Raw genomic sequence first — 22,632 nt, forward strand, 5'->3', positions numbered from 1 at the left:
GCCAGGAAATCCATCGGGTCAGAGGCGGATATGCCTTGTGGAAGCCTTCCACGCCCGGTGATTCATCCCGTTTCTTCACATGATGCTGCGATCTACGTTGCGGACGTATAGACGTCCATCTCGCTCTCAATAGATCAGAGCATCCCTAGCGCCTGGAAGGTACTCATCTGCATGTGAAGCGTCGAGCCACGCTACGCTGCGCGTGCGGTGTGGCGACGATGCTGCGCCCGCTGCCCGGGACGAAGGCGGACAGGGCGAAAAGCCGGTCTTGCTGGACCAGGCCGAGCAGGCGCTCTACGCACGCCAAGCGTGCCGGCCGCAACTGCCTGGGATGGTTTGCACCAGACCCGCCCGCGAGAGGGCTGGATCGGCACGGTTGATATCGCGCCTCGCTAGGTGCTGCGTGACGGAGCCCACGCCGCCAGGTCGACCGAAGGCTCGCGCTTGCGCGTCGGCGGCGTTCGCTCATCACGTCACGCAGGCCGTACAGGTCGTGCTTGAGGTAGTCGATACCTCATGCTGCATAGGTCCGCGCATCCTGTTCCACGCGCTCCCAGGAACCGGCATGGTTCGCGTATGTGCTAGGACTGAGCGAGCTGTAGGTGCCTAGCTTGAGGCCGCGCGCGTGCACGTAGTCGGCCACCAGCGCCTTCATGTCTGGGAAACGTTCGTTGGGATGGATGCACCCGTCCGGGCCGCGATTGCCATGCCAAGTGTCGTCTAGGGATGAGTTCGCCGGTCACCAGGTGGACGAAGCCACCGTGCCGGGCGTGGGTTCGGCGGTTGCCGAGCGCGCCGCCGCGGGGCGTTACGTGGACGTGCGCATCCGCCGCGCCGAGGCCGCGCGCTACGGGCTGACCCAGCAGCAGCTGCAGCAGCTGGTCGCCACGGTGGTCGGCGGCGAGCCGATCGGCGAGGTCGTCGCCGGGCGCGAGCGCTATCCGATCGTGCTGCGCCATCCGCGCGCGGCGCGCGATTCGCTGGCCGCGCTTGAACAACTGCCGATCGTCGCGCTTCACGGCTGTCTGCACCGGCGTGCCAAGCGCCTCTTCGACGCGATCGATCAGGCCGATCAGGTTCAGTGATACAAAACCGGACAGGCGCGCCAGCCCGCATTGTCACTGCACAATGCGGTGCGACGTACGAACAGTTCGCCGCATGCCACGCAATTGCTCCACCGCCGCAGCGGCGTTCACTTGCAGCAGGCCATCGGAAACCCTGCTGCTGTCCCGCAACAGATCATGGACGCTGCGAGCATCTAGTTCCGGAGCGAGTGCGAGCAGCAAGGCTATGATGCCGCTCACGTGTGCGGCAGCCATGGATGAGCCGGTAGTGAAGTCGTAGCCGTTGCCGGGCTGGATGGTGAGGATGTCCATTCCGGGGGCGCTCAGCACGCCAGGCGGGGCCGCCGCTGCGTCGGCCACACGCACGACGATGACGCCCGGCACGTCACCGGGGAAGCCGTTGGGCGCTCCATCCGCAGGCATGGCGGCCACCACGATGCGTCCCTCCTCGAGCAGCCGCGTCAGCAGCATTTGCAGCAAGGGGTCGGCCGGGCCGCCGAGGCTCAGATTGACGATGCGGATCCGGGTATCGATGATCGCCGCCAGTGCCTTGGCAAGCGTGAAGGAGTTGCAGCGTGCACCGGCGGCGTCCGGCATCGGCGGATACCAGCAGGTCTTGTAGACGCTGAGCGTGGCCTCGGGGGCGATGCCGACGATTCCCTGGTGGTTGTTGCCGTCGGCGGCGATGATGCCAGCCACTTCGGTGCCGTGAGGGTCGGTGTCGAACGGGCTGTTACCCTCGTCCACCAGGTTGTGCACGTCGTGGATACGTCCCTGCAGTTCGGGATGGCGCGCGTCCACGCCGGTGTCGACGATCGCGACGTCCACCCCGTTGCCTTGGCTGAATGCATGGGCCCGCTCGGCGCCGGTTTCGACGAAGCCACGCTGGAGATCCACGTACGGGTCGTTGTATCGGCGCGTGGGCGTCTCCTGCTGCGCATAGACGGAGAAATCCTGCAAGGGCTGCGCGAGCCGCACCTGCGCGTCCGCGGCGAGCATCTTGAGCAGGTCGTCTCGGGTCGTGCCGGGCGGAGGTTTGAACACACCGCAGTACAGGCCAAGCGGCTTGATCGGCCAGCCGGCGATCTCGCGCAGACCATAGCGCCGTTTCAGCGCGTCCATGACGGATAGCGCCCGTTGCCCGGCACCGTAGCGCCCAGGCGGAGTGTAGCCAAGCAGACTGGAGCCGGCGCGCGTCGATGGCGGTTCCAGCAGATTGTCGACCGCCAACACGATGTCACGTTGGGCGTCCATCGATACCGCGGCTGCGGCCGCGCTTCCGCTGCCAGGGTGGCGTCCGTCATTGGCCACCGCCTTGTGCACCGGTGTACCCATGGCGATGACCAGCGCGACGAGGACGAGCACCCGGCCGCTCATGGCGTGACGCTGACGGGTTCGGCCAGACGGATGCCACGGGTGGCGCGGAGTTTCGGCAGAAGCTGCCCGGTTGTCGCCGCGGCATCCGTCGGCACTATCGTATAGGCTCCGACGCTGTTGGGACCTTGCACCACCTGCAGGTGCAACGCGTACAGCAAGGCGTTCCAGTCAGCCAGTGTCATGGTCGCATCGGGCACCACGCGGATCGCGCCGGGCGGCGCGGCTGGCGGCGCCTCGCTGAGCGTGTGGTACGCTGGATTTTCAACGGAAGCCAGCCTGACACCGAGCACGCCGAGGCCAACCGCCTGGGCGAGCACAGTGGCAGCCAGCGCCCGCACCAGCCACGCTCTCGACGAGGGTTGCCGCGGGGCTTTCTGGGGATCGGACGCATCGAGCCGGTCCAGCAGGCGCTTCAACCCCACCTCCGCATCGAGCGACAAGTCCGGCGGCAGCGACAGCGCAAGCCGCAGGCAGCTCTGCTGCGCAAACTCGGCTCGGCACGATGCACAGCCAGCCAGGTGCATCTCGAGCCAGGCAGCTTGTTCGTCCGAGGCGTGGTCCTGCAGCACCCAAGGCATCAGTTCCCAGGCGTGCGGGCAATCCATGCCGGGGTTCACCGTGGTCTCCATGAAGCACCCTCCTTGCAGGAGACTGGGTTCCCGGCCAAGGCGGGCAGCACGTTGCGAAGCTTGACCCGTGCATAGAACAGCCGTGCTTTCACCGTGCCTAGGGGGCACTGCATGATGGCTGCGACATCGTCCAATGAATGCCCCACGCCGTAGACCAGCTCGATTACCACGCGCTGATCCGCCGACAGGTGCTCAAGTCCCTTGCCCAGCCAGTCGCGCAACTCGCGGTCTTCGTTCGGGTCGTTGGATACGAGGCGCTCGTCCGCCGGCATTTCGTATTCGGCAGGCTCGTCGCCGTGTTGTCGCAAGGCCTTGAGGCCGCATCGATAGGCAATGCCCATGATCCAGGTGGAAACGCGCGAGTCGCCACGGAACTCGCCCGCCTTCTGCCAGGTGATCCAGAAACAATCATTGACGACCTCTTCGATGATATCGCTGCGTCGTGTGAGACGGGACAGGAAGCGACACAGCCGGCTGTGGTAATTGCGGTACAACGCCGCCAGCGCGGCACGGTCGCCCGTCGCCATGCGCTGGAGCAACATGCGGTCGGTGACATCAGCGTTGGTATCGGCTTCGTTCATGAGTCATCAGTTTGGTGCCCTTCGGGCGCGGAAAGGTTGCCTCCGGATCAAAAGGTCCACGAAACCGTCGCGATCCACGGCGCAGCGATCGGAGCGCCCTGTGCAGGGCGAATGCGCGGGTCGGTCACGATGCGATCGAGTTCCACCTGCCAGTCCCCCATGGCCCATGCCAGGCCCGCGTGCCCATAGCGATAGGATCTCGGGGGCTCGCGTCCGTAGCCGGGGGGCGCGTACTCGTAGGCGCGGACAGGCACAGCGTAAGCGCGATAGGGCACGGCGGGAGCCTGGGCGACACCCGCCCCGGCGGAAAGATAGAAGTGCCAAGGCAACGGCCAGTGAAAATCAATATCGGCCGCGCCGTGCAACCGATGATCCCACTCGCCCAGATCGCGCACGGCGGACAGACCGAAAGTCAGTACATCGCGGTATATCCAGTGAACGCCCGCCTCGGCTCGGCCGAAGCTGCGCGCATGGGTCGAGCTGGAGTAACGGTAATACAGCAGGCCCACTTGCATCTGCCAGGCAGCCGATAGCGGCCAGTAGCGCGAGGCCTGGGCGGAGGTTTCGGCGAGATGGCCTGGCGTGCGCAACTCGGTGCCTGCCGACAGGCCCAGCGACCAGCCAGTCGGCGAGGTCCAGGAGGCAGCTCCCTGCAAGATCGGCGTATCGGCGGTAATCGCCTGGCCACGGTCGACCAGTTGGGAGCTGAGTGCCACGGTGCCGCGGAAACCCGTCGATTGGGCGTGCAATCCCCACGGAGGGCACGTGCCCAACGCCAGCGACACCAAACCGAATACGCATCGATTCATGGGCCGGATGGTTCCCCCAAGCCGCCTGGATGGTTCCCCGCTTTGCGGAGCCTAGCGCGAATCCTGGGTAGCCGTGTCGTCGAAGATGGCACCACTACCTCGGCGGGGGTAACGAAAGGTTGCATCTGGCAACCGGGAAGACCGGAAATCCCCGATGGCCCGGCGGTGCGCATCAGCCGTGAATGGAGTCATGGCGCCGAGGCGTCGGTGCCTGTCGCAACCAAGTTGCCGCAGAGACGAGTCGGAGCGTCGTCCAGGACGAAGCCTGTGCCTGGCCTCTCCTGATCGAGGCACAACCTTTCGCCAGCCGGACGACACTCAGATGTCGTGGGTCATATCCATGAACTCAGGAGCGGATCCGGTACATGGAAATCGAACGCATTCGGTTGCAAAAGCATGGCGACGATCGTGGCATGCTCATTGCCCTGGAGCAGGATCTGAACGTGCCCTTCGTGATCCGGCGCGTGTACTACCTGTTTGCCACCCACGGTGGCGTGCACCGGGGCCGGCACGCACACCGCCACCTCAATCAACTGGCCGTGGCAGTGCGTGGCTCCGTCACCTTCATGCTGGACGACGGCGGCGGCCCGGTGGAGGTTCTGCTCGATGATCCATCGTACGGTCTTCACCTGGGCAGCATGGTGTGGCGCGAGCTGTACGACTTCAGCGAAGACTGCGTGCTGATGGTGCTGGCCGACCACCTGTACGACCCGGCCGACTACATCACCGACTACGCCGCTTTTCTGCGCGAGGTTCGCGGCCCCGTGTACCAGGAGGGCATGGTGGCATGCCAAAGCCTCTAGTCCTCATCGGCGCGGGCGAGTTCGCCCAGATCGCCTGCGAATATTTCGAACACGACAGCGAGCATGACGTGGTCGCCTTCAGCGTCGAGCGCGACTACCTCGCGCAGCCGCGGCTGGCCGGCCGCCCGGTGGTGGCGTACGAGACGCTGGAAACGCACTACCCGCCGGTGGAGGTCGACGTCTTCGTCGCCGTGCCGGCCAGCCAGCTCAACCGCCTGCGCACGCGCCTCTACCGCGATGCGAAGCGCCGCGGCTACCGGTTCGCCACCTACGTCAGTTCGCGCGCCTTCGTGTGGCGCAACGCCGAGGTGGGCGAGAACAGCTTCATCTTCGAGGGCAACGTGGTGCAGCCGTTCGTGCGTATCGGCAACAACTGCGTACTGTGGAGCGGCAACCACGTGGGGCATCGCACGGTCGTGCACGACAACGTGTTCGTCGCCTCGCACGCGGTCATCTCCGGCTACTGCGAGATCGGCGAGAACAGCTTCGTCGGCGTGAACAGCACCTTCAACGACCACGTGAAAGTCGCCCCCGACAACGTGATCGGCGCGGGCGCGCTGGTCACCCGCGATACCGAGCCGGGCCGGGTCTACGTCGGTTCGCCGGCTCATGCGGTGCCCGACCGGTGCAGCCTCGACGTGAGGCTTTGACGAGCGCATGTTCGCATGGACCAAGCAAGGGCTGGTCTTCGACACCGCGCGGCAGGGCGTGGGCGGCTGGATGCGCCATTCGGCGCTCACGCCGACGCCGTACCGCCTCGACGACGAACTCATCCGCGTCTATGCGGGGTTTCGCGACGCCGACGGCGTCAGCCGGATCGGCTACGTCGACGTGCGGGCGGACGACCCAGCGGCGGTGGTGCGGGTCAGCGCCGAGCCGGTACTCGACATCGGCCGGGCCGGCTGCTTCGACGACAACGGCGTGATCCTGGGCGATCTCGTCGACGCGCCGGGCGGCCTGCACATGTTCTACGTGGGCTTCCAGCGCGTGGCCAAGGCCAAGTTCCTGGCCTTCAGCGGCCTGGCCGTTTCCGGCGACGGCGGCAACAGCTTCCGGCGCACCCAGGAAACCCCGATCCTGGACCGCGCGCCCGGCCGCAGCACCATCGGCGCGGTGCATTCGGCCATGTACGAGAACGGCCGCTGGCGCCTGTGGTACGCCGTGGGCGACGACTGGGAAACCATCGGCGGCCAGCCGTTCCCGCGCTACCACATCCGCTGTGCGCAGACGGCCGACCTCGCCGCGATGCCGCGCGCGGACCATGTCTGCCTGCGGCCGCAAGGCAGCGAGTACCGCATCGGCCGGCCGCGCGTGTACCGCTACGGCGGCCGCTACCTCATGTACTTCACGTGGGGCAATCGCGCCGGCGAGTATTTTCCCGGTGTCGCCCTGAGCGACGACGGCATCGCCTGGGAGCGCCGCGACGAGACGCTGGGCATCGCGCTGTCCGCCGACGGCTGGGATTCGCGCACCTTGTGCTATCCCGCGCTGATCCGCGCGCGCGACAAGCTGCTGATGTTCTACAACGGCAACGACATGGGCGTGGCCGGCTTCGGCGTGGCCGAGGCAGAGGCCGACGCCGACGCCGGCGAAGGTGATGCCGATGTGCAGCATTAGGCCCTACGACCCCGCCGACGTGCACGCGTGGGACGCGCTGGTCGGGCGCTCCCGCAACGGCAACCTGCTGCACCGGCGCGGCTACATGGACTACCACGCCGATCGCTTCGTCGACCGGTCGCTGGTCGTCGAGCGGCACGGCGAAGCCGTGGCGGTGTTCCCCGCGAGCATCCAGGGCAGCGTGGTGACCAGCCACGGCGGCCTCACCTACGCCGGGCTGCTCACCACGGATGCGTTGCGCGCCGAATCGACGCTGGCCGTGTTCGGGCAGATCGGCGCCCACTACCGCGCGCTGGGCGTGGAGCGGGTGATCTACAAGGCGGTGCCGCACGTATTCCACGCCTATCCCGCCGAGGAGGATCTGTATGCCCTGCATCGGCTGGGCGCGCGGTTGCAGCGCCGCGACCTCTCCTCGGTGATCGCGCTGCGCGAGGCATTCCACTTCACGCAGGGCCGCCAGCGCGCCGTCAACAAGGCCAGGAAAGCCGGCATCCAGCTGCAGGCCGGCGCCGATCCGGCGGATTTCCACGCCCTGCTGACGGAGGTGCTGCACAAGCACGACACCCTGCCGACCCACAGCCTGGCCGAGCTGCGCCTGCTGCAGTCGCGCTTCCCGCAGCACATCGTGCTGCACGAGGCGCGCCGCGAAGGCGTCCTGCTGGCGGGCGTGCTCGCCTACGATTTCGGCCGGGTCGTGCATACCCAGTACATGGCCGTCTCGGAGGAAGGGCGGCGGCTGGGCGCGCTGAGCTTCCTGCTGGCGGAGCTGATCGGCGGAGTGTATGCGCAGCGCACGTATTTCAGCTTCGGCATCTCGACCGAGCAGGAAGGGCGCGTGCTCAACGGCGGCCTGGTCACCCAGAAGGAATACTTCGGCGCCCGCGCCGTGGTGCACGATTTCTACGAGTGGCTGCTGTGATGGAGCACGCGTCGACGGAGACCACCCGGAGGGACGTCCCGTTCCTCGACGTCAGGGCGATCAACGCGCGCCATGCCGACGAGCTGAAGGCGGCCGCCGCGCGGGTGATCGACTCGGGCCGGTACATCATGGGCGAGGAACTGGCGGCCTTCGAGCGCGAGTTCGCCGCCTATTGCGGCGTGCCCCACGCCGTGGGCGTGGGCAACGGGCTGGATGCGCTGTCGCTGATCCTGCGCGGCTACAAGCAGCTCGGCGCGCTCGGCGAGGGCGACGAGGTGATCGTGCCCGGCAACACCTTCATCGCCAGTTTCCTCGCCATCAGCGAAAACCGGCTGGTGCCGGTGCCGGTGGAGCCCGATCCGTCGAGCTTCAACCTCGACCCGGCCTGCGTGGCGGCGGCGATCGGGCCGCGCACGCGCGCGATCATGGCGGTGCACCTGTACGGCCAGCTGGCCGACATGCCGGCGCTGGCGGCGCTGGCCCGGCGGCACCGGCTGCTGCTGATCGAGGATGCCGCGCAGGCGCACGGCGCGATGTGCGACGGCCGCAAGGCCGGCGCGTTCGGCGACGCGGCGGCCTTCAGCTTCTTCCCCGTCAAGAACCTGGGCGCGCTGGGCGACGGCGGCGCGGTGGTGACCGCCGACGCGCAGCTGGCGCAGCAGGTCGCGGCACTGCGCAACTACGGTTCCGCGGTGAAGTACCGCCATCTTTTCCAGGGCGTCAATTCGCGGCTCGACGAGATCCAGGCGGCGATGCTGCGGGTGAAGCTGCGCCATCTCGACGAGGACGTCGCCCGGCGCCGCCGCGTGGCGCGCCGCTATCGCGACGGCATCCGCCATCCACAGATCCGGCTGCCGCAGGCGGCGCACGAGGAACAGCACGCCTGGCACCTGTTCGTGGTGCGCTGTTCCCATCGCGACGCACTGCAGCGGCACCTGCTGGCGCACGGCATCCACAGCCAGGTGCATTACCCGGTGCCGCCGCACCGGCAGCCGGCCTACCCGGACCTGCACGATCGGCGGCTGCCGCTGACCGAGCGCCTGCACGAGGAAGTGCTGAGCCTGCCGATGAGTCCTACGCTGGACGAGGAAGCGGTGGAGCGGGTCATCCGGGCCTGCCAGGCGTTCGAGTGTCCCGCATGAACATCGTGCGCGCCGGCTTCTATTCCGCCCTCGCCACCGCAGCGCGGCTGCTGGCGGCGCTGGTGGTGATCAAGCTGGTGGCGTGGTTCGCCGGGCCCGAGGGCGTGGGCAAGCTGGGCCAGTTCATGAGCCTGATGTCGCTGCTGGCCGTGCTGGCCGGCGGCGGCATCAGCGCCGGCATCGTGAAGTACGTCGCCGAGTACCGCGAGGATCCGCAGCGGTTGGCGCGCCTGCTGGCCGCCGCGCTGTGGTATGCGCTGTGCGCCTCCGTCCTGATGGGTTGCCTGGCGCTGCTGTTCAGTCGGCAGCTGGCGTTGTGGCTGCTGGACGATCCCGCCTACGCGGGCCTGATCCGCGTGCTCGCCGTGGCCCAGCTCGGCATCGCGCTGGTCAACTACATCCTGGCCGTGATCAACGGCTTCATGGACGTGCGCCGGCTGGCGCTGATCCAGGTGCTGGGCTCGCTGCTGAGCATCGTGATGGTGATCTGGCTGGCGCGCTGGCTGCACCTGTACGGCGCGCTGCTGGCGCTGATCGTGAGCCAGCTGCTGTGGCTCGTCGTCGGCCTGCCGGCGTGGTGGCGTAGCCCGTACTTCCGGCGCAGCATGCTGCGGCTGCGCTTCGACCGCGAGATGACCCTGCGGCTGGCGGCGTTTTCGGTGATGACGCTCACCGCCGCGCTGGTCTCGCCGCTGGTGAACATCGCGGTGCGCGACCACCTCGCGCTGCGGCTCGGCTGGCAGCAGGTCGGCTACTGGCAGGCGGTGAGCAAGGTGTCGGATGCCTACCTGCTGTTCCTCACCGCGGCCATCAACATCTACTACCTGCCCAAGCTGGCGTCGATCCGCGGGCGCGACGCGCTGGTGCTCGAACTGCGCCATGCGTACCGCTACATTTTGCCCGCGGTGGTCGTGCTGGCGGCGTCGGTGTACCTGCTGCGCGACTGGGTGACGCGCCTGCTGTTCAGCGCGGACTTCGCGCCGGCCAATGCGTTGTACGGGCCGCAGCTGGCCGGCGACGTCATCAAGATCGCCTCCTTCATTCTTTCCTACGTGATGCTGGCCAAGGCCATGACGCGGCTGTTCGTGGTTTCCGAGTGCGTGTTCGCGGCCAGCTACCTGGCGCTGGTCTACGTGTTCACCGCGCACTTCGGCCTGGTCGGCGCGATGTACGCCTTCGCGGCCAACTACCTCGCCTACCTCGCGTTCAACGTGCTGGTCGTGCGGCGCTACCTGGGAGGGCTGTGACGATGGCGTCCGACGTATCCAAAGGCGCGCTGCCGCTGGTCTCGGTGCTGATCCCGGCGTTCAACCACGAGCGTTTCGTGCGGCGCTGCCTGGACAGCGTGCTGGAAGACCCGTACCCGGCCAAGGAGCTGATCGTCATCGACGACGGCTCGACCGACCGCACCGGCGCGCGGATCGCCGACTGGGTGGCGACGCACTGCATGGACATTCCCATCGAGTACGTGCAACGGGAGAACCGCGGCATCGCCGCGACCCTCAACGAGCTGGCGGCGCGCGCGAACGGCGAGTTCCTGCGGCCGGGCGCCAGCGACGACTACCTGCTGCCCGGCGGCCTCGACGCCCAGGTCCGCTACCTGCAGGAGCACCCGGACAAGGGCGCGGTGATCGGCGATTCGATGGTGGTCGACCAGGACGGCAGGAAGCTGCACGACAGCGGCATGTGCGACCTGCACGGCGCCGACAAGAGCCTGTACCGCTCCGACGACGGCATCCGCCGCGCGGTGATCCGGCAATGGGCCATCGGCGGCCCGGTCGCGCTGATCCGCAAGCGCGCGCTCGACACCGTCGACCGTTGGAGCGAAGGGCTGCGCATCGAGGACTGGGACCTGTTCCTGCGCCTGGCCGCGCGCGACGCGCTCGGTTTCGTCGACGTCAGCGTCTGCGCGTACCGCATGCACGGCGGGAACCTGAGCCGTACGCGGCGCCTCGAGACCCGCCTGGGCAACCTCGCCGAGTCGCGGCACATCGCGCTGCGCCGGGCCGGCCTGTTCGACGAGCCGTACCGCACCCTGCTGCGGGCGCAATCGCATTACATCGGCGCCAAGATCTCGTTCCTGGAAAGAAGGCCGGGGCCGCTGCTGGCGCACATGACGGCCTATCTGTCGCTGGTCGTGGCCGCGAAGACCCGGCTGCCGCCGGCGGCCCGCGGCGCGGAGGGGACATGAAACGGCTGCTGCGGCTTCCTTCCACCTGGCTCGGCCTGCCGATCCTGCTCGCCTGCGGGCTGACCTGGCTCACCTACGATCTTTCCGCCGACTACCTGCAGGGCCTGTTGCTGCTGGTCGTGCTCGCGGCGGCAATCATCCTGTTCGATGTGCAGGCGGGGGTGCGGCTGCCGGAGTTCGCGCAGTTCCGCGCGCGCCGCTACGCCGGCACCCGCGAGGCGTTCCTCGCACTGGCGCTGGCCTGGCTGATCGTGCTGTTCTGCGTGTTCGACCTCGCGCTGTTCCCGATCCCGCTGTTCGACAAGCCGTCGGCCTATGCCGTGATGGAAGGCGGCCGCGCGCACATCCGGCACGTGTCGGACATGTGCTGGGTGCTGCCGCCGATCGGGCTGTTGTGCGCCAGGAGCCGGCGGCTGCGCGGCCTGCTCGTCGCGATCGGCTTCGTGTTCCCGGTGCTGGTGATCGACCGCAACCGGCTGTTCGCCACTTTCTTCTCGTTCGCGCTGGTGCTGGTACTGCGCCGGGACGGGGCCAGGCCGCTGCCGTGGAAGACCCTGCTTTGCCTGGCGCTCGCCGGCGGCAGCATCTTCTCTATCCTCGGCATCCTGCGTTCGGGGCCGCTGGAGTACATCACGCTGCCTTTCAGCGCGACGTACCACGCCGCCCCGCAGGGCATCAAATGGCTGCTGCTGTACGCCAGCGCCGGGCCCTACAACTTCAGCGCGATCCTGGCCAAGGGCTACCTCAACCCCGACTTCCTGATCAACCAGCTGGTGCCGCTGCACGGCTCGGTGGTGACGGCCGGCACGAGCATTCCGCTGGATGCATCGAACATCAACGTGGGCAGCGAGTTTTTTCCCTTCCTGATGGCGTTCGGCCCGGTCGGCGCCGCGCTGGCGGTGCTCGCGCTGTACGCGATGCTGCTGTGGAGCGTGCAACGCCTGCGCCCGGCGGTGCCGCTGTTTTCCCTGCTGATGTTCCTGCGCATGGCCTACGTCGGCGTGATGTCGCCGTTTGCGCCGCAGGCCTTCACCTGGACCAATTTCGGCTTCATCGGCATCTGCCTGTTTCTGCCGGTCGTGGCCAGCTGGCTGCCGAACCGGAAGACGCCGGTCGCCGCGCCAGCCTCGTCCCCACCCTCCCTCCAGCGAGTACCGAACCATGGAACGCGATGAAATCTATCTGGTCGACCTGTGGCGGATCTTCACCCGCGAGTGGATGTGGTTTGCGCTTGTGCTGGTGCTGACCCTGGCCTGCACCTATGCCTTCGCACATCTGGTGCAGCGCCAGTGGCAGGCGACCGCGTGGATCCAGATCGGGCAGGTCGGGCAGGTGCCCGCGGGACAGGACCCGAAGGTCGAGCCGCTGCAACGGGTCACCGAGCGGCTGCAGCTGGTGCCGTTCGAGAACGAGGTCCTGGCAAGCGCCGGCTATGCGAAGACCTCGCCGGAGGCCCGGCTTTACCGCAAGAGCTTGAAACTGGAGCCGATGCTCTATGCGGGCTCGCTGGTCAAGCTGACCGTGCGGGCCTATTCCCGGCAGCAGGCCAGCGAGCTCGCCGGGGCGACGGTCGCGCGATTGAGCGCGGTCCACCAGGGCCTGGAAGAGGCGCCGTTGAAGTCGGCGCACGCGCGGCTGGCCCAGATCGAATCCGACCTGCGGGCCACCGAGACGGACCGCGCCCGCTATCAGCAGGCGGTCGAGCCGGGGAACAAGCACGAGGCGAACGGCAAGGACGTGGCGAACCCGGTGCTGGCCAGCCTGCTGCTGGCCAACAAGAACGAGGAGGTCCGCGGCCTGCAGCAGGTGCGGAACGATCTCGCCGAGCGCCTCGGTCCCGCCTATACCTACGGCACGTCGATGGTGTGGCCGGCCTATGTCCCCGAAAAACAGGCTTTTCCGAATCCCGAACTGACCTATGGCATCGGCCTGTTGCTGGGAATTTTCCTGGGCTCGTCCGCGGCCCTGGCCAGGAACGTCGCGCGGCGGCCTGCGCGGGGCTAGTCCGCATTCGCCGGCCGGGCATTCAACCAAAGCCGCCCATGCCGGCACTCACCGGAAAGGCCATCGGGGCGGCGGAACACGGATGGGCATGAACGGGCAGCACGAACTCGAAGGCGCCGGCATGTCGCTGGACGAAGCGCAGCTGCTCGACACGCAGCGCGCCTTCGACAGCGTCGCCGCCGACTACGACGGCCCGCGCGGCAACAACGAGCTGATCCAGCGCATGCGGCTGGCCCTGTGGGACACCGTGCAGAGCGAGTTCCCGGCCGCCTCGCGCCTGCTCGACCTGGGCTGCGGCACCGGCATCGACGCCCTCGAATTCGCCCGGTGCGGCCATCAGGTTGTCGCCAGCGACTGGTCGCCGCGGATGGTCGCGCGCACCCGGGCACGCGCCGTAGCCGAGGATCTGCAGTCCTGCGTCACCACCATCCATCTCGGCATCCAGCAGCTGGAACAGCTCGACGGTGCGTTCGACGGCATCTACTCGAACTTCGGGCCGCTGAACTGCGTATCGGACCTCGGCAGCGTGGCAGCCGAATGCGCGCGCCTGCTGCGCCCGGGCGGCAGCCTGGTGTTTTCGGTGATGGGCCGGATCTGTCCATGGGAACTGGGGCACTACGCGCTGCGCGGCCGCTTCAGGCGTGCCAGCGTGCGCGCGGCGCGCGGCGTCACCGCGGTGGGCATGAACCGCCGTACGATCTGGACCCGCTACTACCTGCCGCGCGAGTTCTACCGCGCCTTCGCCGAGCACTTCTCGCTGACCGGCTACCGCGCGCTGAGCCTGTTCATGCCGCCGCCCTACCTGGTGGGTTACTACCGTCGCCACCGCCGCTGGTGCGAGCGCCTGGGTGGGCTCGACGACCGCTTCGGCGCGCTGCCGTGGCTGCGCGACATGGGCGACCACTTCCTGATCGTGATGCGGCGGCGCTGAGCCATGGACGTCCTGCAGGCAGCACTGGATGTCAGTCTGTGCCGCGCGGTGTCGGTCACGCCGGAAGGAGCCTCGCGCGCGCCGTTGCCGATCCGGGCCGGGCGGATCGGCTCCTCGCTGGCCGCGCGGGCCTGGCGGGTCGACCTGCGCGACCACCTGATCTTCCCCGGCCTGGTCAATGCGCACGAGCATCTGCACGTCAACGCCGTGCCGCCGTTGCGCACTGGTGCGCCTTTCCCCAACAGCTACGCCTGGATTGCGGCGTTCCAGGCCCATTTCGCGGAACCCGCCGTCGCCGCCGCGCTGCAGCGGCCGAAGGCGCTGCGGTTGCGCCACGGGGCGCTGAAGAATTTGCTCGCCGGCGTCACCTGCGTGGCGCATCACGATCCCTGGCATTCGGCGCTCGACGCCACGGATTTCCCGGTGGCCCTGCTGCGCGATTACGGCTGGAGCTACGCGCTGGGCTGGCCCGACTACGGTCCACCGGCGCAGCAAAGCTTTGCCGCCACGCCCGCCGATCGCCCGTGGCTGATCCACCTGGCCGAAGGCACCGACGCGACGGCGCAGGCCGAACTGGAGCAGCTGCAGCGGCTGGGCTGCCTGGCGGCAAACAGCGTGCTGGTTCACGGTGTGGGTCTGCGCGAGCGCGACATCGACCGCGTAATTGCCAGCGACGCGGCAGTGGTCTGGTGCCCGACCAGCAACCACGCCCTGCTCGGGCGCTCGCTCGATCCGCGGCGGCTGTGCGCGGCCGGACGGTTGGCGCTGGGCAGCGACTCGCGGCTTAGCGGTGCGCGCGATCTGCTCGACGAGATGCGCGGAGTGGTCGCCCGCGGCGAACTCGGCCCCACGGAGGTACTGGAACTGGCCACCGCTGCTGCCGCGCGCATCCTGCGCCTGCCTTCGCGCGGCAGCCTCGCGCCGGGCGCACGGGCAGACCTGGTGATCGTCGAGGACCGCGGCGGCGACGCGGCAGGCAGCCTGACCGGCCTCCGCCGCAGCGACATCCGCGCCGTGGTGCGCGATGGCGTGCCGCGCATCGCCGATCCGGATTTCGCCGAATGGTTCGCCGCCACCGGCGTGGAAGCCGTGCCGGTGACGCTGGACGGCAAGCCGAAACTGCTGGCCGCGCCGCTGGCCGCGCCGGCGCTGCTCGCACTCGAACCCGGGCTCGAACGGGTCACCGGGCGCAACGGCCCCACATGCAATACCACTATCGAAGCCAGGTGCTACTGATGACCCGCCCGCAGATCCTCGAGCCGCGCGCGGCCTACGCGTTGTGGGCGCCCGGCTATCCGGCGCATGCGCACAACCCGGTGATGCAGGCCGAGGAGCGCGCGATGCTCGGGCTGATGCCGGCCGCATTGCGCGGACAGGCGGTGCTCGACATCGGCTGCGGCAGCGGTCGCTACATGCTGCATGCGCTGCGCCGCGGCGCGGCGCGCGTGACCGGCGTGGACCTTTCGCCGCAGATGCTCGAACGCGCCGGCACGGAACTGGCCACGCTGCATGCCGACACGCCGGTCGCGCTGGTGCAGGGCAGCCTGGCAGCGCTGCCGCTGCCGGATGCGCAGGCGGACCTGACCGTATGCGGTCTGGTCATCGGACACCTCGGCAACCTCGGACGGTCGCTGGCTGAGCTGCGCCGGGTCACCCGGCCCGGCGGTACGCTGCTGTGCAGCGACGTGCATCCGATCGGAACCGCGCTCGGCTGGCGGCGCGACTTCAAATCCGACGGCCGCCGCTACGCCGTGCGGCATACGCTGCATCTCTACAGCCACTGGCATCGCGCCTGCGCCGCGCTCGGGCTGCAGATCGAGCGGGTGTTGGAACCCATGCTCGACCCGGCCGACGTCCCCGCCGGTGCGCACTTCGACCGCATGGCGCTGGAGGTTCCCGTCGCGCTGGTGTTCCAGCTGCGGCGGGCACCCTGACGCTGTTTATCCGCAGGCCTTCCCATGACTTCCCCGCGCACCCTGCTGATCAACCCCACCATCACTTCGCGCACCAGCGCGCGTTTTCCGCTGGCGTTGCTGCACCTGGCGGTGGCGCTGGACCGCAGTGGAAGCAGCCGCATCATCGACGGCAACGTGGACCGCGACTTCGTCAACGATACCCTGTGCGCGCTGGAGCAGGAGCGCTTCAACGCCGTCGGCATCGGTGTGATGGGCGGCCCGCAGGTGGCGCCGGCGATCGCCGTGTCGCAGGCGATCCGCGAACGCTTTCCGGCGTTGCCGATCATCTGGGGTGGCTACTTTCCCACGCTGCACACGGACGCCACGCTGGTCGCGCCCTACGTCGATTACGCGATCCGCGCGCAGGGCGAGGAAACCCTGTCGGAACTGGTCGCCACGCTCGCCGGCAACGGCCCCGCGCTGGAACAGATCGCCGGTTTGTCCTGGAAGCGCGCTGGCGCGGTGGTGCACAACCCGGCCCGCCGCATCGCGCGCCACGACCCCGCGGGGCTGCTGCCCTACGACAAGCTCGGCGATCCGCGCCGCTACCTGGCGCGCACCTACCTCGGCCAGCGCACCGTAGCGCACCAGGCAGCGATCGGCTGCCGCTACCACTGCACCTTCTGCGGCGTGGCCGCGATGTTCAACGGCGTGACCCAGCTGCCGGCGGTTGCACGGCTGGAGCGCGAGCTGGGTTATTTCAAGCACGTGCTGGGCGCCGATTCGGTGCAGTACTTCGACCATAATTTCTTCGATCGCGAGGCGGACATGGTGCCGTTGCTCGAGGTGATGGCGAGGTTCGAGCTGCCGTGGTGGTGCTTCGCCCGTTCCGACGCGCTGCTCAAGCTCTCGGAGCACTCGTGGAATCTGGTAAGCCGGAGCCGTCTGCGCATGGCCTACATCGGTGCGGAATCGCCCAGCGGCCAGATGCTGCACGACATTCGCAAGGGCACGCGGCCGGATCAGACCCTGGAGGTGGTGGAGCAGTGCCGCCGCCATGGCGTGATCCCGGAGTTGTCGTTCATGGTCGCACCACCGGAAAACACCGAGGAGGAAACCGAGCGCACGTTCGAGTTCATCCGCGAGATGAAGCGGATCAATCCGCAGACGGAGATCGTCATCTACATCTACACGCCGCTGCCTGAGCACAGTCGCCATGAGAAGGACCGCGCCAAGCGGCCGGGCGCACCGTTGCTGGACATCGATGGCAAACCGGTGGTGTTTCCCGCGACGCCGGATGAGTGGGCCCAGCCGCGCTGGGTCGATTACGCCTGCCATATGGATGCACCCTGGCTCACCGACCGGCTGCGCCGCCGCATCAACGACTTTGTCACCGTGTTGCGTTGCCGCTATCCCACCGTGCAGGATCTGCGCGCACCGACGTGGGCCAAGCGCAGGCTGAGCACCATGGCCGGCTGGCGCTACCGCTTCCGCAAATACGACCGGCCGTGGGAGCTGACCCTGGCGAACCGGCTGGTGCGCCTGCGCATGCCGCAGGTGTCGGGCCTGTAGGCTGGTGCCGGCCATGCACGTGGCACAGATCAATTTCCTGCCCGCGCCCCGCCGCCTGGGCCTTGCGGCCTTGCTCGAACGCTGGCCGTCGCTGGCGGACATCGCTGAGCTGGTGGCGACGGCCGGCGTCCGGGTCACCGTGCTGCAGGCGGCCGCGCATGCCGAGCGCCTGACGCAGGCCGGCGTGGACTACCACCTCGTCGACATGCGCGGAACACGTACGGCGAAAGGCCGCGGCCGCCGTTTCGCCGATGCCCTGGACGGCATCGGCGTCGACGTGCTGCATGCGCACAGCCTGGCCTATGTCGACGATGCGTTCGCGGTTGCCGGCAATCTCGCGCAGGGACTGCCGGTGGTTTTCCAGGATCATGCCGACCGGCCGCCACGCTGGTGGCGGCGGTCGCGCCATCGCCGCCGCTTCGCGGCGGCGGCGGGCGTGGCCTTCACCTCGCTCGATCTCGCACGGCCCTTCGTCGCCGCCGGCATGTTCGGCCCGGCAACACGAGTCCTCGCGATCCCCGAATCCAGCAGCCGCTTCACGCCTGGGGATCGCGCGTGCGCGCGCGCGGCAACCGGGGTGCATGGTGAGCCTTGCGCGTTGTGGGTGGGGCGCCTGAATCGCGGCAAGGATCCGCTGACGGTGCTCGACGGCGTCGCCCTGGCGGCGGAGCACGTGCCAGGCTTGCGCCTGTGGTGCGCCTTTGGCGAGGAACCGATGCTGGCCGAGGTGCGGGCGCGCATCGAGGCCGATGCGCGACTGGCCGGACGCGTGCACCTGCTGGGCAGGGTGGAACATGCACAGGTCGAGACGCTGATGCGCGCCGCCGATCTGTTCGTCTCCGGCAGCCACACCGAGAGCAGCGGCTACGCAGCGATGGAGGCCATCGCTTGTGGCCTCACGCCCGTACTCACGGACATCCCGGCCTTCCGCGCGTTGACCGGCAACGGTCGCATCGGCCGGCTGTGGCCGTGCGGCGACGCGGCGGCGCTGGCCGAGGCGCTGGTCGGTGCAGCGGCGAACTTATCTCCGCCGCTGCAGGTGCGCGCGCATTTCGATGAGACCCTCTCGTTCAAGGCCGTGGGGCGGCTCTGGGCCGATGTTTATGCACGGGTCCTCGACGGTCGCCTTGGAAGCGTGCCATGAAGCTCGCGCTGGTGGTTCCCGGAGGGGTGGACCGCAGCGGCGAGTTCCGCGTGATCCCGGTCCTGCTGGCGCTGATCGCGCGGCTGGCACGCGCACATGAAGTGCACGTCTTTGCGCTGCATCAGGAGGCGGCGCCTGGTTGCTGGGAACTGGCCGGCGCGCACATCCACAACATCGGCGAAGGCCGCACCCGACTGCGTGCGATCGCGGCGATCCGCACCGAGCATCGCCGCGCGCAGTTCGACGCGATCCACGCGATCTTCTCCGGCTCCTGCAGCCTGGTCGCCGTGGTTGCGGCGAAGCTGTTGCGACGGCCAAGCCTGGTGCATGTCGCCGGCGGCGAGCTGATCGCGTTGCCCGAGATCGGTTACGGTGGCCGATGCACGTGGAAAGCGCGGCTGCGCGAGGCGGTGGTGCTGCGTGGTGCCGATGCGATCACCGCAGCCAGCGCGCCGATCCTCGAATCGCTGCGCGTACTCGGGCTCGATGCGCGGCGTGTGCCGCTGGGCGTCGATCTGATGGCCTGGCCGCCACGCGCGCCGCGTGGGCGCGACAGAGGGCCGGCCCGGCTGATCCACGTGGCCAGCCTCAACCGCGTCAAGGACCAGTCGACCCTGCTGCATGCGCTGGCAGTCCTGGCAGGGGCAGGGCTGGACTTTGAAATGGACATCGTCGGCGTGGACACCTTGCAGGGCGAGATGCAACGGCTCGCCTGTCGGCTCAAACTGGATCGACGCGTGCGCTTTCTCGGCTTCAAGACCCAGCGCGAACTGCGCCCGCTGATGGAATCGGTCGACCTGCTGGTGATGTCGTCGCTGCACGAGGCCGGGCCGCTGGTGGCGCTCGAGGCCGCTGCCGTGGGCGTGCCCACGGTGGGCACGGCGGTCGGACACATCGCGGAGTGGGCTCCGGCGGCAGCGCTGGCCGTGCCAGTCGGCGACGCGCCGGCGCTTGCGGATGCCATTCGCCGTCTGCTTGGCGACGACGAACTACGGCTGCGCCTGGCCGCCGGCGCACAGTTCCGCGCGCTGCGCGAGGACGCCGATCACACCGCCCGCGCGTTCGAGGCGCTCTACACCCGTCTGGTCGCCGCATGCGCATGAGAGGCGCCGCGGCCTCACCGGTGGCTGTGCCGGCTGGTCCGGCAGCGCCCGGCGATGCACGCGGGCAGGCAACGGCCAGCTGTGGCCCCCCATTTTCCGGGCCTGAAGGAGCGAAGGCGTCGGGCTTGACCGGCACCCGCATGCCATCACTGGGCGGATTCCGAGCAATCTCGATCCTGATGGTGTGCTACAGGCATCTCTGCGGAACACGGTATTTTCCCGTTTCCATCGCCGAGTACGGTCGCTGGCGCGGCGATGTCGTGCATCTCGGCGTGCTGGTGTTCTTCGCGGCGCTGTCTTCCTGGTTCCTGATCAAACGCCCATTCACCCGCCTGCGCAAGCGGCTGCGGTGTGGCAACGAACTGGCCGCCATCGTTCTGGGTCAGCGCAGATACCGTATGGCGACGAGCCCGCCGCGATGAACAGGGCACGGGCCATGTCTGGACTGCTAGGCGACACTCCGCAGCGCGACTACACGGAGAAGCTCCAGCTGTTCAACGCCTTCGCACGGCCCGAGCTACGCGAGGCGATCGACGCGCTGGCGGTGCGGACAGGGGAGCGCGTGCTCGACGCCGGCTGCGGCACGGGCGAGGCGGTTGGCTGGTTCCACGAATCCGCGGGGAAGCACGCGCTGGTGGTGGGGATGGACCTGGCGACCGCGCACGTCCGTGTCGCCCGCAGCCGTGCACCGGCGCCAGCGCCGATCCTGCAGGCCGACATGCTGCGGCCGCCGCTGGCGGACGACAGCTTCGACCTGGTCTGGGCCGTCAACGCCGTCAATCATCTGCGCGACCCGGTCGCCGGACTGCAGGTACTGTCGAAGCTGCTGCGTCCGGGCGGTCGCCTGGTGGTGGGGCAGAGCTCGCTGGTGCCGGACATGTACTTCGCCTGGGATGCCCGTCTCGAACAACGTGTCAACGACGCGGTGCGCTCGTACTACCGCGAGCGTTACGGCGGCAGCGAGCATGAATTCACCGCGATCCGCGCGCTGGTCGGCTGGCTGCAGGCGTCAGGACTGCCGCAGGTGGCGGTGCGCACGCGGATGATCGAGCGCACCCAGCCGCTCACCGAAACGGACGAGCGCTACCTGCGCGATGCGATCTTCCGGGATACCTGGGGCGAACGCCTGCGGCCCTACCTGCACCCGGAGGATTTCAGCACGCTGGCGCGGCTGTGCGATCCGGACGACGCGTGCTACGTGCTGCGGCGGCCGGACTTCCATTTCCTGCAAAGTCTCACCATCGCGATGGCGACGAAGGCGTGAGCCACGGCCGCGCGCTCAGGCAGGTCGCACCTCCGCGAACGGCGTGCCGCGCTGGCGGCGATAGGCCTGGTGGAAGCCTGCCGTGTGGTGCAGCTGCGCGTCTTGCGTCAGGGCTTCCTCGGACACGATGCGGCCGAGGAAGAGCGTGTGCGAGCCGACTTCCTCGCTGTGCACGATGTCCAGCTCGCGGATGCGCAGCGCCGCAGCCACCGCAGGTATGCCGAAGGCACGCGAGCGACGCACCGGGAATGGCAGTGCCGCCCAGTCCGGGAGTGGCTGCTTGTGGTACACGCTGAGTGCGTAGACAGCGTCCTTCATCGTCGCCGGCATGCAGGAGAGGGCGACCCGATGCGATGCACGCATCGCCGGCACGGAAACGTTGGTGCTGTGCAGCGCGAGCGCAAACAGCCCGCTGCGCCCCAGCGGGCCGATCAGGTCCATCGGAAAGATGTTGTGGTGACCGGGCGCGTCGACGGAGACGAGGATGACCGGCCGCGGGCTCAGGTAGACGATCATCAGCTGCTGGGTCGCGGCAGGTGCCATGAGGGAGTGCGGCGACGAAGTATTCCGCCGCATAAGGCGGTTCTGCAGCCAGGTGTTCCACGGGCGCAACGGCCAGACCAGGCAGCGATGCCCGCCGGCTGCGACGCGGTAAAGGGTGAGCGTGCTGCCTTGGGTGCTGACCGTCGCCTCACGCGCGAGGTGCAGTACCCCGAGCAGCCGGCCGCTGGCGCGGTCGCGGTACTCGAGTGCCGCGCGCGGCCCGGCGTCCAGGCTGGTCGCGATGGTGAGCGGCCGCAGCGAAGCCACGATGTGGTCGGTGGTGACGTCTGCCGTGGCGCGGTTCCAGCGCAAGTTTGCGGTGACCACCTGCTGTGGGGACGCGACGGCGACCACCGACCACTGCGGCAAGGGGCGAACGAGCGGCCTGATCCAGTCCTTCCACATCTTCAGACCCTCCGGAACAGCAGGAACATGTAGAGCTCGAAGGCCAGCCTGAAGCCGCGGGGCGCCAGGCTCTCCAGCCGGAAGTGCGGCGCTGCCGCCCGTGCCACGATCCGCGGCGCGAAACGGTGGATGCGGCTTTCGCTCGGGATGGCGTAGTGCCCACGGCGCACGAGATGCACCAGGTTCGCCCGCCACCAGCGGTAGCGCACGTCGACGAGACAGTAGGGGTTGAGCAGGCTGGCCAGTACGAAACCGCCATGCTGGACCACGCGCGACAGTTGCTCGAACAGCGCGGCATGATCCGCGAAGTGGTTGAAGACCGCGAAGTTCGCCGTGACCCCCTGCACCTCGCAGGCGAGCGGCGAGGCGACCGCAACGACGGTCGCGCGGGCGATCTCGTCGCGGCAGTGCCGCACCAGGCAATCGCGCATCGCCTCCGCGGGTTCGAACACGAACGTGGGGTGGCCATGGGCGGCATAGGCTTTCGCATCGATGCCGGTGCCGGCGCCGAAATCGAGCACGGCCGCGCCCGCAGGCAAGAGACCCAGCGCCAACTGCTGGAACCTGGCCCGCACGGCCTGGTCCCGCGGCGCGGCCAGCATGAATTCGTGGTACTGCTCGCCAGTGTGCATGCCGTCG

The 22,632-nt window shown here is 68.5% G+C and carries 24 protein-coding genes and 1 pseudogene; 18 read left to right on the top strand and 7 right to left on the bottom strand.

Annotation, left to right across the window (positions count from 1 at the left end):
- Positions 1-514: 514 nt before the first annotated feature.
- Positions 515-682, bottom strand: a complete 168-nt coding sequence (locus AC1Q5A_RS15975) for a hypothetical protein (RefSeq protein ID WP_492702448.1) — start codon at positions 680-682, stop codon at positions 515-517.
- A 76-nt stretch (positions 683-758) separates the two neighbouring features.
- Between AC1Q5A_RS15975 and AC1Q5A_RS15980 the strand changes: the two are divergent.
- Positions 759-1,022 (top strand): annotated as a pseudogene (locus AC1Q5A_RS15980) (efflux RND transporter permease subunit); the annotation flags it as partial.
- A 96-nt stretch (positions 1,023-1,118) separates the two neighbouring features.
- On the opposite strand, the gene AC1Q5A_RS15985 reads toward AC1Q5A_RS15980, so the two are convergent.
- The 4 genes from AC1Q5A_RS15985 to AC1Q5A_RS16000 are packed head-to-tail and all read right to left on the bottom strand — an operon-like array spanning position 1,119 to position 4,460.
- On the bottom strand, positions 1,119-2,441 hold the full coding sequence (locus tag AC1Q5A_RS15985) for a S8 family serine peptidase (RefSeq protein WP_492702360.1): 1,323 nt from the start codon (positions 2,439-2,441) through the stop codon (positions 1,119-1,121).
- Positions 2,438-3,070, bottom strand: coding sequence for a zf-HC2 domain-containing protein (locus tag AC1Q5A_RS15990; RefSeq protein ID WP_492702362.1), 633 nt, complete (start codon positions 3,068-3,070; stop codon positions 2,438-2,440). Before AC1Q5A_RS15990 ends, AC1Q5A_RS15985 begins: the two co-directional genes overlap by 4 nt.
- On the bottom strand, positions 3,055-3,651 hold the full coding sequence (locus AC1Q5A_RS15995) for an RNA polymerase sigma factor (RefSeq protein ID WP_492702364.1): 597 nt from the start codon (positions 3,649-3,651) through the stop codon (positions 3,055-3,057). Before AC1Q5A_RS15995 ends, AC1Q5A_RS15990 begins: the two co-directional genes overlap by 16 nt.
- Before the next feature lie 47 nt (positions 3,652-3,698).
- On the bottom strand, positions 3,699-4,460 hold the full coding sequence (locus tag AC1Q5A_RS16000) for a TorF family putative porin (protein WP_492702366.1): 762 nt from the start codon (positions 4,458-4,460) through the stop codon (positions 3,699-3,701).
- A 365-nt stretch (positions 4,461-4,825) separates the two neighbouring features.
- Between AC1Q5A_RS16000 and AC1Q5A_RS16005 the strand changes: the two genes are divergently transcribed.
- From AC1Q5A_RS16005 to AC1Q5A_RS16085, 17 genes are all read left to right on the top strand, one after another.
- On the top strand, positions 4,826-5,263 hold the full coding sequence (locus AC1Q5A_RS16005; RefSeq protein ID WP_492702368.1) for a sugar 3,4-ketoisomerase: 438 nt from the start codon (positions 4,826-4,828) through the stop codon (positions 5,261-5,263).
- Positions 5,248-5,913 carry an acetyltransferase gene (locus AC1Q5A_RS16010; protein ID WP_492702370.1) on the top strand — a complete coding sequence of 222 codons (666 nt, stop codon included), beginning with the start codon at positions 5,248-5,250 and terminating at the stop codon, positions 5,911-5,913. The genes AC1Q5A_RS16005 and AC1Q5A_RS16010 overlap by 16 nt, the downstream gene beginning before the upstream one ends.
- A gap of 7 nt (positions 5,914-5,920) precedes the next feature.
- Positions 5,921-6,880, top strand: coding sequence for a hypothetical protein (locus tag AC1Q5A_RS16015; RefSeq protein ID WP_492702372.1), 960 nt, complete (start codon positions 5,921-5,923; stop codon positions 6,878-6,880).
- The gene (locus AC1Q5A_RS16020) at positions 6,867-7,799 is read left to right on the top strand and encodes a GNAT family N-acetyltransferase (RefSeq protein ID WP_492702374.1); all 933 of its coding nucleotides are present in this window, start codon (positions 6,867-6,869) and stop codon (positions 7,797-7,799) included. The genes AC1Q5A_RS16015 and AC1Q5A_RS16020 overlap by 14 nt, the downstream gene beginning before the upstream one ends.
- A complete protein-coding gene (locus tag AC1Q5A_RS16025) occupies positions 7,799-8,941 on the top strand; it encodes a DegT/DnrJ/EryC1/StrS family aminotransferase (protein ID WP_492702450.1) in 1,143 nt (380 codons plus the stop codon). Before AC1Q5A_RS16020 ends, AC1Q5A_RS16025 begins: the two co-directional genes overlap by 1 nt.
- Positions 8,938-10,188: an O-antigen translocase gene (locus AC1Q5A_RS16030; RefSeq protein WP_492702376.1), complete on the top strand. Its 1,251-nt coding sequence runs from the start codon at positions 8,938-8,940 to the stop codon at positions 10,186-10,188. Before AC1Q5A_RS16025 ends, AC1Q5A_RS16030 begins: the two co-directional genes overlap by 4 nt.
- Before the next feature lie 2 nt (positions 10,189-10,190).
- A complete protein-coding gene (locus tag AC1Q5A_RS16035) occupies positions 10,191-11,132 on the top strand; it encodes a glycosyltransferase family 2 protein (protein WP_492702378.1) in 942 nt (313 codons plus the stop codon).
- Complete coding sequence (locus AC1Q5A_RS16040) at positions 11,129-12,307, top strand: hypothetical protein (protein ID WP_492702380.1); 1,179 nt, start codon at positions 11,129-11,131, stop codon at positions 12,305-12,307. Before AC1Q5A_RS16035 ends, AC1Q5A_RS16040 begins: the two co-directional genes overlap by 4 nt.
- The gene (locus AC1Q5A_RS16045) at positions 12,294-13,136 is read left to right on the top strand and encodes a Wzz/FepE/Etk N-terminal domain-containing protein (RefSeq protein ID WP_492702382.1); all 843 of its coding nucleotides are present in this window, start codon (positions 12,294-12,296) and stop codon (positions 13,134-13,136) included. Before AC1Q5A_RS16040 ends, AC1Q5A_RS16045 begins: the two co-directional genes overlap by 14 nt.
- 88 nt (positions 13,137-13,224) lie before the next feature.
- The gene (locus AC1Q5A_RS16050; protein WP_492702384.1) at positions 13,225-14,067 is read left to right on the top strand and encodes a class I SAM-dependent methyltransferase; all 843 of its coding nucleotides are present in this window, start codon (positions 13,225-13,227) and stop codon (positions 14,065-14,067) included.
- Between the two features lie 3 nt (positions 14,068-14,070).
- Positions 14,071-15,303 carry an amidohydrolase family protein gene (locus tag AC1Q5A_RS16055; protein WP_492702386.1) on the top strand — a complete coding sequence of 411 codons (1,233 nt, stop codon included), beginning with the start codon at positions 14,071-14,073 and terminating at the stop codon, positions 15,301-15,303.
- Positions 15,303-16,001 (top strand): class I SAM-dependent methyltransferase, encoded by a 699-nt coding sequence (locus AC1Q5A_RS16060; protein WP_492702388.1) that lies wholly within the window; start codon positions 15,303-15,305, stop codon positions 15,999-16,001. The genes AC1Q5A_RS16055 and AC1Q5A_RS16060 overlap by 1 nt, the downstream gene beginning before the upstream one ends.
- Positions 16,002-16,025: 24 nt before the next feature.
- Positions 16,026-17,534, top strand: a complete 1,509-nt coding sequence (locus AC1Q5A_RS16065; RefSeq protein ID WP_492702390.1) for a B12-binding domain-containing radical SAM protein — start codon at positions 16,026-16,028, stop codon at positions 17,532-17,534.
- Positions 17,535-17,547: 13 nt separating this feature from the next.
- Complete coding sequence (locus tag AC1Q5A_RS16070; protein ID WP_492702392.1) at positions 17,548-18,678, top strand: glycosyltransferase family 4 protein; 1,131 nt, start codon at positions 17,548-17,550, stop codon at positions 18,676-18,678.
- Entirely contained in the window at positions 18,675-19,781 is a 1,107-nt protein-coding gene (locus AC1Q5A_RS16075) for a glycosyltransferase family 4 protein (protein ID WP_492702394.1), read from the top strand. Before AC1Q5A_RS16070 ends, AC1Q5A_RS16075 begins: the two co-directional genes overlap by 4 nt.
- A 125-nt stretch (positions 19,782-19,906) precedes the next feature.
- Positions 19,907-20,203 carry a hypothetical protein gene (locus tag AC1Q5A_RS16080; RefSeq protein ID WP_492702396.1) on the top strand — a complete coding sequence of 99 codons (297 nt, stop codon included), beginning with the start codon at positions 19,907-19,909 and terminating at the stop codon, positions 20,201-20,203.
- A gap of 14 nt (positions 20,204-20,217) precedes the next feature.
- A complete protein-coding gene (locus AC1Q5A_RS16085) occupies positions 20,218-21,045 on the top strand; it encodes a class I SAM-dependent methyltransferase (protein ID WP_492702398.1) in 828 nt (275 codons plus the stop codon).
- Between the two features lie 15 nt (positions 21,046-21,060).
- Here AC1Q5A_RS16085 and AC1Q5A_RS16090 read toward each other — a convergent pair whose 3' ends face one another.
- Positions 21,061-21,993, bottom strand: coding sequence for a flavin reductase (locus AC1Q5A_RS16090; protein WP_492702400.1), 933 nt, complete (start codon positions 21,991-21,993; stop codon positions 21,061-21,063).
- Between the two features lie 2 nt (positions 21,994-21,995).
- Positions 21,996-22,625 (bottom strand): class I SAM-dependent methyltransferase, encoded by a 630-nt coding sequence (locus AC1Q5A_RS16095; RefSeq protein WP_492702402.1) that lies wholly within the window; start codon positions 22,623-22,625, stop codon positions 21,996-21,998.
- Between the last annotated feature and the right edge of the window lie 7 nt (positions 22,626-22,632).

Source organism: Rhodanobacter sp. GW835-FHT13D09 (assembly GCF_058793995.1).